The sequence below is a fragment of the Mesorhizobium sp. WSM1386 genome (assembly GCF_055901595.1).
Map to the genome: position 1 here is coordinate 2,457,763 of NZ_CM148373.1, position 12,239 is coordinate 2,470,001.

Annotated in this window: 9 protein-coding genes and 1 pseudogene; 7 read left to right on the forward strand and 3 right to left on the reverse strand. The window is 59.2% G+C overall.

Features of this window, described 5'->3' with window-relative positions; translation table 11 throughout:
- The first annotated feature begins 211 nt into the window (after positions 1 to 211).
- Both AC0NIH_RS12075 and AC0NIH_RS12080 read left to right on the forward strand, forming a co-directional pair.
- Positions 212 to 571 (forward strand): hypothetical protein, encoded by a 360-nt coding sequence (locus AC0NIH_RS12075; RefSeq protein WP_473461190.1) that lies wholly within the window; start codon positions 212 to 214, stop codon positions 569 to 571.
- A complete protein-coding gene (locus tag AC0NIH_RS12080; protein WP_473461192.1) occupies positions 568 to 1,077 on the forward strand; it encodes a restriction endonuclease in 510 nt (169 codons plus the stop codon). The genes AC0NIH_RS12075 and AC0NIH_RS12080 overlap by 4 nt, the downstream gene beginning before the upstream one ends.
- 20 nt (positions 1,078 to 1,097) lie before the next feature.
- On the opposite strand, the gene AC0NIH_RS12085 is transcribed toward AC0NIH_RS12080, so the two are convergent.
- Positions 1,098 to 1,361 (reverse strand): hypothetical protein, encoded by a 264-nt coding sequence (locus AC0NIH_RS12085; protein ID WP_473461195.1) that lies wholly within the window; start codon positions 1,359 to 1,361, stop codon positions 1,098 to 1,100.
- Positions 1,358 to 3,280, reverse strand: a complete 1,923-nt coding sequence (locus AC0NIH_RS12090; protein ID WP_473461197.1) for a KAP family P-loop NTPase fold protein — start codon at positions 3,278 to 3,280, stop codon at positions 1,358 to 1,360. The genes AC0NIH_RS12085 and AC0NIH_RS12090 overlap by 4 nt, the downstream gene beginning before the upstream one ends.
- An 813-nt stretch (positions 3,281 to 4,093) precedes the next feature.
- On the opposite strand from AC0NIH_RS12090, the gene AC0NIH_RS12095 reads away from it, so the two are divergent.
- Entirely contained in the window at positions 4,094 to 5,353 is a 1,260-nt protein-coding gene (locus AC0NIH_RS12095) for a metallophosphoesterase family protein (RefSeq protein WP_473461709.1), read from the forward strand.
- Complete coding sequence (locus AC0NIH_RS12100; RefSeq protein WP_473461199.1) at positions 5,350 to 8,820, forward strand: AAA family ATPase; 3,471 nt, start codon at positions 5,350 to 5,352, stop codon at positions 8,818 to 8,820. The genes AC0NIH_RS12095 and AC0NIH_RS12100 overlap by 4 nt, the downstream gene beginning before the upstream one ends.
- A 700-nt stretch (positions 8,821 to 9,520) precedes the next feature.
- Here the strand turns inward: AC0NIH_RS12100 and AC0NIH_RS12105 are convergent.
- Complete coding sequence (locus AC0NIH_RS12105) at positions 9,521 to 10,420, reverse strand: hypothetical protein (protein ID WP_473461201.1); 900 nt, start codon at positions 10,418 to 10,420, stop codon at positions 9,521 to 9,523.
- Positions 10,421 to 10,771: 351 nt separating this feature from the next.
- Between AC0NIH_RS12105 and AC0NIH_RS12110 the strand changes: the two are divergent.
- From AC0NIH_RS12110 to AC0NIH_RS12120, 3 genes and pseudogenes are all read left to right on the forward strand, one after another.
- Positions 10,772 to 10,989 (forward strand): annotated as a pseudogene (locus tag AC0NIH_RS12110) (chloride channel protein); the annotation flags it as partial.
- Between the two features lie 353 nt (positions 10,990 to 11,342).
- Positions 11,343 to 11,744 (forward strand): hypothetical protein, encoded by a 402-nt coding sequence (locus AC0NIH_RS12115; protein ID WP_473461204.1) that lies wholly within the window; start codon positions 11,343 to 11,345, stop codon positions 11,742 to 11,744.
- Between the two features lie 170 nt (positions 11,745 to 11,914).
- Positions 11,915 to 12,124 (forward strand): hypothetical protein, encoded by a 210-nt coding sequence (locus tag AC0NIH_RS12120; protein ID WP_473461206.1) that lies wholly within the window; start codon positions 11,915 to 11,917, stop codon positions 12,122 to 12,124.
- Positions 12,125 to 12,239 lie beyond the last annotated feature (115 nt).

Genomic DNA, 12,239 nt, shown 5'->3' on the forward strand with positions numbered 1-12,239 from the left:
TCGCAAAGGAAGACTGTCGATGACTTCCTGCTAGTAGTACTTCTTGCGTCGTCTTGGCTAGCCAGAGTTTGGTTCCACCTGGCGACTCTCAAAGAATTCGCCTAGGATCGTTGACCGCTCCATGTGCCGGATTCTAGTCTCCGACTGATACTGCCGTACTTAGCCTTTCAATTTCTTGCCTGCAATTCCGCATAAGGGGAGTGTTTTTCAGATGGCGACGATCCGACCGATCGATATGAGCACGATCGATCAGATCTTCGGTATGGAAAGCGGTTATGTCCTGGACTTCAGCGACCGAACCTTCGCCGAATTCTTCGCTGGCGAGCTCAATATCGACATCAACGATGATGCGTACTCCGCTGAGGGGAATTCCAAGGCCAAACGTCTTCGCTATTTCCTTAAACTGGCCGACATCAACCTCGCCGCTAGGACGCTCCGGGCCCTCTGGGAGTATCGTGAAGCACGCCGGCAGCCGCGGGGCGGTGGCGAGACGGTCATGAACGCCCAAGGTCGGTTCTCGACATCATCGAAAGGCTCTCCGGGGCCGCGTCCGCCAATGTGGCGACCATGACGAAGCCGGCCTACAACTGGCCGGCCATTGCGCAGATGCACCAGCAGCTCCTCGATCTCGCGAAGCACGCGCCGCATGAGCGGGGTTTCCTGTTCGAGGCATTGCTAAAGTCGATATTCAACCTCTTCGGCATGCGGGCCCGCGATCCATTCCGCAACCGCGGCGAGCAGATAGATGGCAGTTTCGAACTCGCCAACGAGGTCTATCTGCTCGAAGCTAAATGGCTTAATGCGCCCGTCAGTGTCGGTGACCTCCATACCTTTCACGGCAAGATCGAACAGAAGGCGGCTTGGGCGCGTGGGCTGTTCATCAGCTATTCGGGATTCTCGGAAGATGGGCTCTACGCGTTCGGGCGGGGAAAGCGCATCGTGTGCATGGACGGCTTCGATCTCGGCGAGGCGTTCCGGCGGCAGATTCCCGTGAGCAGCGTGATCGAGCAAAAAGTTCGCCGAGCGGCAGAGACCGGTAGCTGCTTCGTCAGCGTGCGGAATCTATACCCAGAATGATTACTCGGTCGGTTCACTGACTAGAACGAGCGTGCGAGTTCAATTGCGTCCTGCACCTCGCGAGCCTGCAGAGAGATCGCCGTATCCTCCACACTTACCAATGCTCTGATGCGTTCCGCAGCTTCTTCGAAATTCATAAATGCTGAGACGTTATCTTCTTTTAGAACACGGTATTCACGATCGCTGAATACCGCCCCACGGAGCTCTGAAAGCAAACGCACGAAAGCCAGATCTTCCTGGATGACAGTAGCTACCCATGCGCGTACAGCCTCCTCTCCTTTCAAGTCACGCCACCCCCATAGGAAACGTGATGGCTTCGGAAGGTCGAGAACATTCCCATCGGAAGCGACTTCCTCGATGCGAATCCCCAGTGTGGATCGCGCACGATTGATTTCGTCATTTGCCAGCACTGGGTCACTGGAAATGTGTCCACCGTCCCCTGCCTCACCCCGCGCGAAGAGCTCGGTGCGAATAACTCCCCCACGAGCCAATTGATTGCTCGCCCATTTTCGAGTGCTTCCGAGAGCACGACACCCACCCCTTCGGGGTCGACACTTCTTAGGCGCCGAAAGATCGCCCACGCAATCGAAGCTGCTCGCTGTTCGTCTGAACCGAGGAACGGTATCCATGGACGCCCAAGACGCAGAATGTCGTCCATTACGTTTGCGAACGCTAAGAGAACCCCTTTAAGTTGAGCAAAGCTCATGCGCTCAATTGCGCTGTCGTCCATTCGATCAAGAACATGACGGAGCCAACTGCCCCCTACAGGCCGTTGCGTCTCCGCATAGTATAGGATCAATCGCTCCAACTCGTTGCGGTCGGAGCCAGCTGCATGGAGAAATGTGTTCCAGTCCCTGTCGCTCATGACGGTTTTGGGGATAGCGAAGGCAAAGTACGCGCGTGAGTGGATAGGACTCCCGAGCCGCTTGCGGTCTATCATCGCGTTCACTTCGCGTGCAGTCGAACCCCCGAAGACGCGTTTCTCAGCGTTCTCGTCCCTCGATAATCCGGGCACGATACCACTAAGCGTGTAGATTGAGTTTGAGGAAGTGTCGTCGTCTGGAAGAACCTCGTATAGCTTCGTGCCGAACCGCGCACGCTCCACTGTGCTGATCCGACCCGCATTCGTTACAAGTATCGAACGAACACCAAGATACCCCTCGAGCCAATCATACAGATCGCGACGTACGATCTTGTAGATTTGGACCCGACAGACATCTGGGTAGTAAGTATCGAGCCGCGAGGCGTGCCAAGCGAAGCGTACTGCGTTGGTGACGAGTGTGACCTCCCGCGGGGTGTTGAGAAACGCTCCCGCGCTGTCGATCGCGCGTTCAAGGTCTTCCTGAACCACCTTATTGGAGGAAGCTCCTTCGAACTCGCCATAAAGGGAGAGCAACTCCTCGCGGAGCTGAAGGCGAAGATCGAACGGCTCGAAGGCAGGCATTGGTAGGGAAAGTTGAACGACTTTTTGTAGGTACCGCGCGCCGTCCTTAACGCCGAGACTTTGCTCAAGGGCATGGGCGAGGACATCCCTATCGTAGCTGAGGACGTACACGACGCGAGGAAAGTCGGCCACAGACCGGACAACCCTCACAACCTCCGCTGCCTGCGACGGCTCCAATCGGTCGAGGTCATCAATGACAACGACAAACCGCAGTCCGCTATCGGCAATGCGTTTCCGGATTGCGGCCTTCAACTCTAGAAGGGTCCCCCCGCCAATAACGCTTTCAAGCGCGTCAGTCGCGAGCTTCGTTGCCCTTTTGGCCATGTTGCCGCCGGGAAGGAGATCGCCAGTAACATCGAGCACTGCGGCACTCCCCCGCCCAGCAAGAATAGCGTACCTCCCGATCGTCTCCTTAAATTCCTTCTGCTTTGCCTTCTTCTGGGTTTCCTTGTTCTCAGCATCAAGTGCCTCGCCGAGTTTGGCCAACAACTCGGTTGACAGTCCGACTCGGTCTCCTTGTAGCCAAGGGGCAAGCGTGATCGTGCGTAAACCCTCGATATTCGCATGACGAAGAGTATGATCGAGAAACTCGAGAAGGGTCGTCTTACCAACTCCCCACTGCCCTTCAATTCCGACGACCAATCCTTCTCCGGTTGTCGCGTGGACAATCGGACCCGCCAGACGACTGGAAAGCTCTACAAACCCATACTTGTCATCGTCAGGATTGGAGAGGGGGCGGTCTGAACTGGGCAGGTGCATTTGACTTTCTTAGATCGTCCCTGTTGAGAGCATGTCAATTTATTTCGCGGTGGCGCCGTACGCTTAACTGATGCTGCTGGCGCGCCGAGGAGACCGCGGATCGTGCTGCAAACATTACCGGGGACACCACCACGGTGGCCCGTGCTTGCCTCCCTCGTCAGGGCGCTGCTGCATTGTCAGGTTCGCAAGGCGGTTGACCTTTGAAGTCACGAGCAAGGCACCCATACTTGTCGAACATCTGCCCGGTTTCCCTCGCAGCTTTGGCCATCCCGCAGCCCGAAATGGCCAGGCAGGAGAGCAGAGCAATTGCGGTTCTCATAACGAGCATCGATTCATGTCCATCTCGGGGTGGGTCAAAGCAAGGATTACCGTCCGGAAAAGCGCGAGGCAGCGTCGTGACTTCTCCAGCGTGGTGGTGGCTGTTATCGGCGATTCAAGGTCGGAGAGTTTTGTCAAAACGCTTCTAACATCCTTAGGGGACACGGGGAATTTGGGTCTCTGGGCGCATAGGTAAGAGGATACGGTTTTTCGCAAAAAGGTTCGACCCATTATGCGCTACGAACTGGTCGAGCAACCCTGGGGCAATTGGGCTGATTGGGACGGGGGAACCTGCGGAAGACAACGGGAATCTGCGTTCGGCCTGACAAAGGAGTGCGCGTACGATCTGATGGTTCTCTTGGGTCAGCTGATCTAAGACGCGAGCACTCAGTTTGCTCGATTGCAATCACCTCGGGCGTCAGCATCGGCTATCATGATATTGTTCCTATCGAGCCGCAGTCAAACCCCGGTATGTTTGTGGCCGGAGACCGCTCAATGGCATTTCGATTCGTCCACACCGCTGACATCCACCTCGACTCGCCATTGCGTTCGCTGGCATTGCGAAACCCCGACCTTGCCGAACTGGTCGGAGACGCCAGCCGTCAGACGTTCATCTCGATCGTGGATCTATGCCTTGCGGAACGTGTCGATGCCTTGGTCATTGCCGGCGATCTCTACGATGGCGACCAGACGTCGATGAAAACGGCGCGGTTTCTGGCGTCACAGATGACACGACTTCACCAGGCCGGCATCAAGGTGTTCAAGATCAGCGGCAATCATGACGCGATGTCGCGGATATCGAAACAGTTGGTGTTCCCGGACACGGTCACGATCTTCGGTGGCCGTCCCCAGTCAGTGCTGCAGACAGCCGGCGGGCTCGACGTCATGTTCCATGGCTTGAGCTTTGCGAACCCAAAGGCGCCGGACAGCCTGCTTTCCAAGTATTCAGCTCCGCGTGAAGGAGCGGTCAATGTCGGCATCATGCATACGAGCCTGGCCGGATCGCCGGGCCACGACGTCTATGCCCCGTGCAGCGTCGCTGACCTGCACGGCCATGGCTTCGATTATTGGGCGCTTGGGCACATCCATGTCCGCCAAGTCCACCCTGGGGCGAGCACCGTGGTGATGCCGGGAATTCCGCAGGGCAGGGACATCAACGAGGCCGGCGAGAAATCCGTCACCTTGGTGACGATACGAGACGACCGCACCATCGAGATCGAAGAGAGGCCGACCAGTATTGCGCAATTCGAGCGAGTGAACGTTGACCTGGCCGGAACGGTGGAATGGTCCGAAGTCGTCGGACGAGTCCGTTCCGCGCTCGAAGGTTTGCGCGCCTCAGTCAGGTCACGCCATGCTGTGATCCGTCTCGGACTGACCGGGGCGTCACCTTTATCCTGGGCGCTGATCCGTGACCGCGACCTGCTGCTCGCAGAAGCTGAGCAGGTCGCGGAACAGGTTGGTGAAACCTGGGTGGAGAAGCTCGAGCTTAACGTCTCTCCATCCGCAGCCGAAACATCCGAGGGCGGAGCTGATCCGATTTTCGAACTCGCTCAATCCATGCGTGCCGATGCCGGCTCGGAAGCCTTCCGTGCCGAGGCGAGGGCGCTTGTCCAGAAGATGATCGCGGATCTTCCGCCGGACGGGCGCGATTTCGCCGGCAAAGACGAGGCTGAGCTGGAGTTGTTCCTCGACCGGGTGCTTGCCAACGGCGCCGACCTGGTCACCGCCCGGCTCAAGGCCGGTGGATCACAATGAGGCTCCGGCGACTTGATCTCATTCGCTATGGCAAGTTCACCGACAGGACGATCGACTTTGGGCCGAAACCGGAATCCGGTCCCGACCTGCATATCGTCTTCGGCCTGAACGAAGCCGGCAAGTCGACCGCGCTTTCCGGCTATCTCGACCTGCTGTTCGGCATCGAGGAACGCAGCCGCTACAATTTCCTGCACGAGTACAGCGCAATGCGCATTGGCGGGGTGCTCGAACTCGGCGGCGCGGAGCACACGTTCACACGCACGAAACAGCGCACTAACTCACTATTGAACGAGACTGGCCAACCGGTCAGCGAAATGGCGATATCGGCACATCTGGCCGGCCTGTCTCGCGACGCATACGAGACCATGTTCTCGTTGGACGACGAAACGCTGGAAGCAGGTGGAAAATCAATCCTGGAATCGCGCGGCGACCTGGGCAAGCTGCTGTTTACGGCCAGCGCCGGCCTCGGGCACGCAAGCGATACATTGAGCGTGCTCGAGGCCGAGGCCGACAGGCTCTATCGCAAGCAGGCACATGGAACCGAGCTTGCGCTGCTCAAGAAGCGGCTTGCGGAACTGAAGACCAGTAAGGACGCGGTCGACACCTTGGCGTCGACTTACGAGAGCCTTGAAGCCGAGCGTCTCGACGCGACAGAAAAGTACGACCGCAGCATCGCCGAACGGTCGGTGCTATCGGCCAGGCTCGATACCATCGCGAAATACCTTCGCGCGATCCCGATCCTTGCCGATATCCGACGTAAGGAAGCCCAACTAGCCCAGTTGCCAGAGATCGCTTCACCGTCACGGACCTGGACCGGCAGCGTCGCCGACATGATCGAGACCGACGCCAGTCTGAGAACGCGGCTATCCGCGAGTGTGGACGAGCTCGAGCGGGTGACGACGAAAATCGCCTCGGTCGATGTGGACGCGGTGATCCTTGCGATCTCCGAACGGGTTCGCGGCTTGACTGACCGCAAGGTGCGCCACGTCTCGGCCGGTCTGGACCTGCCAAGTCGCAGGACGGAGCTGCAAATCCTCGACAATGCCGTGGCGACCTGCTTGGCCGCACTGGGAAGGTCCTCCGAGCCACACCCTGCCAAGCTGCTCTTGCCCGCTGCAACTATTGGCGCTGTGCGCACCATGGTCGAGCAGCGATCCGGGATCATAACCAGCGTGCGTGTTGCGCGCGAGGAGGCCGCGGCTGCTGCTGATGCGCTCCAGATGGCACGCGAGCGGGTCGGCGAAGAGAGGGCCGTGCCCGAGCCCGCCAGGGCAAGGCTGGTCTCGGCTTTGTCTACGGCAAAGACCAGCGGGTGCATGGGAGAGGCCAAGGCGGCACGCGAGGCCGCAGATGCTGGTGAAATTCGATGGGAGGCCGCGATCGCGCGCTTGCATCCCTGGTCGGGAGATGCGCAGGCATTGGCCAGGATCGCCATTCCGAATGCTGGACAGCTTGGCGCATGGAAGGCGCTTGCAGCAGAGCTCGGGAAGAGCAGGGGCGTCGTTTCCGAACGTCTTGCCGAGCACCAGGGCAATCACGACTTGCTTTCGGTGCGGCTGGATGCCCTTCGCGCCTCGGTCGATGTCACCGACGATGAAGCCGCCGCCGTCATTCGTCGAGCCCGGGACGAGGCTTGGGCACGGCATCGCGATGACCTCACTGGGGACACGGCGGACGATTTCGCGGCAACACTGGCTCGAGATGACAGTGTCCGAGAAGGCCGTCTGGCCAACGCGCGGGAGCTCGTTGAGATTCGCACGGCAAGCCGCAGCCTCGCTGAAACCGCTGCCACCATCGCGCATGCGCGCGACCAACTTGCACGCAACAGCTCGGACCGGGAGGCCGTACTCTCGGAAATTCGCGCAGCGGCAAGCGAGCTATTCGGAGAGTGCCTGGAAATTTCCTCCGAACGGCTGATTGAGCTGATCGAGAATCGCATTGCTGCCCGGATCGAAGCGCTCGCGGCCTGGGATGAGATCGAGCTTGCCCGCAAGAAAGCCGAGCGCGCGGTTGATGAGAGAGACCAAATACGCCTGGAGCTGAGCGGGGCTCTGACGAGTGTCGGCGTCGGTTCAGATCCCGCCGACAGCCTTGAGACGGTCATGGCCGTGGCAGAGTTGTTCCTTGACAGGCAATTCAAGGTTGACGCCGAGCGGACCGAGACGCTCAAAACGGCTAGCACACGGCAAGAGGATCTGGCCGCTAGGCGGCGAGCCCTCGACGTGGCAGAGCGACGTGAGGACGAATGGCTGGCCGACGTTGCCGAAGCGCTCAAGGGCACTTGGCTCGAGAGCGGCATATCGGCGGCCGGCGTCGGCAGCGTCCTCGATCAATTGGCTGAACTGTCCAAGAGTCTTCAAGACCGGGACGCCATGCAGCTCCGCATCGAGAAGATGGAGGCGGACAGAGACAATTTCCTGGTCGAGGTTACCGCCGTTGCAGCAGAAGCGGGCGAGGCGCCCAACGACGACGAACCGGAACAGCTGGCGATCCGGCTTGCCGAGCGCCTGGAGCGCGCCGAACGCACGCGCGAGGCGAAGGCAAATCACATCAATGACCTGCAGCGCCTGCAGGAAGCGCGTGAAATACTCGATGCTGAAATTTCGGCACATGAGCGCAGCAAGAACGAGGTCCTGAGCGTCTTTGACGTGGCCACGCTATCCGAAGTCGTGCAACGCGACGAACTGCTGCGCGACAGGGACCGCCTGCGCACAGCCGTGGCCGAACTTGAGGAGCAGGTGTCGTCCGAACTCGCGATGGAAGGGTTCGAGCAGGCGCGTTCGATATTGGATGCTGTCGATCTCGACAGTCTTGCAATCGAGAAGGCCGAGGCCGAACAAAGGCTTCGCGCTTCTGACGAGGCGATACAGCAGCAGCTCATTCGACAGACGCGCGCGACCGACAAGCTGGACGCCATTGGCGGCGACAGCGCTGTTGCCCGGATAGATGCCGAACGGCGCACCGTCCTTCTGGAGATCGAAGAAAGGGCCATCCGCTACATCGAGCTGAAACTGGGCGTCATGGCCGCCGGGAACGCTCTGCGCGTCTATCGGGAGCGCCATCGCTCCGGAATGATGGCGCGGGCGTCCGACGCTTTCGCGCTTATGACGCGTGGCCAGTACTCAGGCCTGACAACCCAACCGGTCAAGGGTGGCGAAGTGCTCATCGCATTGCAGCGCGACGGGCAGTCCAAGGTCGCGGACGCGCTGTCGAAGGGCGCGCGTTTTCAGCTTTATCTGGCCCTGCGGCTTGCAGGATATTACGAGTTCGCACTGTTCCGGCCCTCCGTGCCCTTCATTGCCGACGACATCATGGAAACCTTCGACCATTTCAGGTCAGAGGAGGTTTTCCGGTTGTTTGGAGAGATGGCGAGTGCCGGTCAGGTAATCTACCTCACGCATCATCAGCACCTGTGCGAGATCGCCAAGACTGTTGTGCCGGGCGTAGCGATCCATGAGCTCGGATGAGATTGGACTTTACTTGATGCGTTGCTGACATACCGTGCCGTTCGATGTTTGTCCCTTAGCTAGTCTAATCGACATTCCAAGCGCCGGCTTTGGCGTCCGCTTTGGAGGCGCAAAGCCGTCATTGAGGATTGATAGACGAAGGTCGCCTTTGGGGGTGGTTAGCCAACCGTAATCGCAATCGCGCATGGTCATCCTCTCAGTTGAGCTACCACTAGGTGCAATGCGTGTGGGGTCTGAGAGGGTGCAAAAATGAGAGCAGGTCTCCTTGCAATCGTTATCGCGACGCTGCTGACCGAAACCAGCACTGCGTGCAAGACACCTGGTTCCTTGACTGCGGAGGAACGAGCGCGCGCCGACAGTGTCTTCGTCGGACGCTTTGTGCGTATCGATCATCCTATGCAGAGCGCCAGCGGCAGGACTACTGATCGCGCAGCCACGATCACCCATTCTCTTCCCCGACATGATCAAGTCTCATACGAGCTGCAGCGACGAGGAATGGACAACTGGATCGGGAAGCAAGCTAAAGATGCCCTACTGCCGGGTCGACCTACCCATTGTCCCAAATAGCTATAAGCCTGCGGAAGCGCCACGTGTCGACCGCCCGAGGATCATTGAGGGCATTTGCAGCGGCCCACTCATCAGCAGATCGTATTAAAATGGCAGCGCGAGAGTTCCCGGGCCGGCGGTTTGTAAAATCATTTTACCGATTGCTGATTTCAGACTCCGGAGCCGTCGAAAAATCCTTCCCATCACCGACTGACCAGGCAAGCAGCGGAAGCACGCCTGTATTCAGCCAAGTGGCCAGATACTCACGCGGCCAGCTGTCGCGTCCGCCCAGCACCCACAGCAACTCGGTTACCTCCCGCCATTTGCCGCCGTCGGGAAAACCGATCGCCTGGGATGCCGCCGAGTTGTTCGGGTTGAGTTCAACGAAAAGGGCGATGTTTTCCAACTGAAAACGGGCGAGCCTCGCCCGACGCTCGATCTTGTCTGCCAGTTGGCCCTTCAACACCCGATTTCCGTTCCATGCCGGAACGAGCGCGGCATCAACATCGGCGATGATCGAGGAGATATTTCTGGTGAACTCGGAAATGCCGAGCTTCAACTTCGCCTGTGCGTTCGCTTTTAGACCGGCGACGCCGCCGAGGTTTGGCAGGTCAATGTCAAGTTTTTCATTATCGCTACCGACAATTGCCTGGATCTGTTTTGCCGTTAGGGAGCGTCCGGCTTCGAATTCGGCGAGAACCTCGTCCACGTGCTCTGGGGCACTGGCCAGGTGGCCCATGGCGGTGGCGGACATGCGCGCTTCCACAAGCCGCGTCTTATGATCCTTGAGAACGGTCGCTATCTTCATCAGGCTGAAAAGATGCTGGCGACTATATCGAGATACCGAGACGGCCCATTTTCCGAACATTCGGTCGGGGATGAGCGCTGCGGCTATGTTCAGTTGATCGCCGAGATCGAAGGTTTCTTCCGTCGTTCTTCGGCCCAGCTGCATGATCTCGGCCTCGCATTTTCTTATGGCCTTGAGCTCGGCAGGTCCCAGGCCGAGTTCGGAATGGTCGAATGTCGGTGCGTTCTTTCGCTGCGCTTTCTTCATCGTTGAACCTTCGGGCTTCGTGGAGCACCCCAATGGCTAGCTTGCGATCACACCCCCGCATGCCGCGGCCGGCCAGTTGCCGTGCGCCATGGCTATGGCGCCGCAACCGCGACGTCAAGCCGGCGGGCGGAGCTAAGCCATTGTCAACAATGTGCTTTCTCCTGGGCATTCTACATAAGAATGTCAAACCCTGCAGCATTCCGACTGTTGACCGGGATTCGAATCCTTGAGAGCCCGCGCCGCTCCAGGCTTCACAGGATTGATCCGCGCGAGACGCCGACGACCCGAATTAGGATGCTGAAAGGGCCGCTGCCGCTGCGGAGCGCCCCCTGATCGTGGCGTTCGTCTGCTGGGCTTGCGCTAGCGGTGATCGGTATCGCGTCGGGCGGGCTGACCTTCGGCATCGGCTACGTGCAGGCACGCAGCGCTGTCGAAGGTACGACGCTGCCCTCAATCTCCTCTGCCGAAAAGTTTTTGGCGGGACTGCTGTCGGCGGCATCTTCGCGCCTTCGCTGGCGGTCGGCGCCGGCATCGGCAGTTCGCTCGGCCTGCTCGTCGGCGCGATGGCATGGCATACTCCTGAGTTGAGAGGTTTCGATCCGGTCCACAAGGTCAAGTCAGGGCTTAGATCCACACGTCCCGTGGAGGCCCTCGACGTTGCGCTCCGCTAGGGTTGGATCGACGCCGTCTGGAAGGGTTTCGACGACAAGAGCTTCCTGCAACGGTAATACCCGCCGGGCCTCAGGAGCACGTGGAGTCAGAACAATTTCAACAATGTCGCCCGCCTGATCGCCGAAGGGACCCATGGCCCGGGCCGAGTTGGCCGTCGGCTGCCGTGGGGCGATCCGTCCTGACACGAATGCGCGAACCGTCGTGTTAAGATCTGATGGTGAGACAAAACTGATCTGATAACCATCAAGCAATGGGAGAGTTTGCCACGTCCAGGATCAACCGCCGCGCCTTGCTCTTCCACCCCGGCAGCGCAGCCATCGCGTCGACGGTCGCGGCAAATGCTCTCGGGGCAGAGCGGCAGGGCGGGGACCGGGAACCATCCAACGACCTGCGAGCGCTGATTAAGGCGCACAAGACAGCATATGCGTCCTTTGGCGAAGCACTGCACGAAATGGGCGGCAGTAGCCGCGACCGCGTCAAGGCTAGCCGGGAGGAGGAGAGGGCGCTACTGGCCATCTGCGCCTATCCTGCGTCCGAGGAAGGAGATCGCCTCGCAAAGGCCCGATATCTTTTACAGATCGAGGCGCGCGGCGAACTCGACCTGGCAGAGCAAGTGCAGGCTATTCTCAGTTCGTCGATGTGGAAGGGATGAGGCCCGCCGCTGCGTGGCCGATAAGCTACTAAATGTCTGGAATGCGCCGCATGCACGAACCCGCTTCGCGGGAGGGTCGCCTAGTTCTGAGATGGCGCGGCATTCATAGGCCTTGAGCGGGTAGAGCCCGCAATCCGACCATGGAGTTCCCTTCAACCAGAGAACTTGCCATGGCTACCCTGTCGACCGATGCTCCGACCACGCCGCTTCGCCAGCGTATGCAGCAAGACATGCTGATGCGGGTCTGGGACCGCATACGCAGCAGGACTACGTTCGTCATGTCCGGCGCCCTCGACGACGACGGTGTGACGTTCCATGGTAACAAAGACATTTGTTGCGGTGCGGCAGGCCCGGTTACTGTAGATGCTGGCTTATTGTAGATCAGGGACCTAAACTGCAAGTCTGCCGTAAACAAAAGCGGCGCCTACCTCAGATTGCCTGCCAACGCGGTCACGAGCCCGTTTTCTGATCGCCGAGTCTCTTTGCGTTACGTTC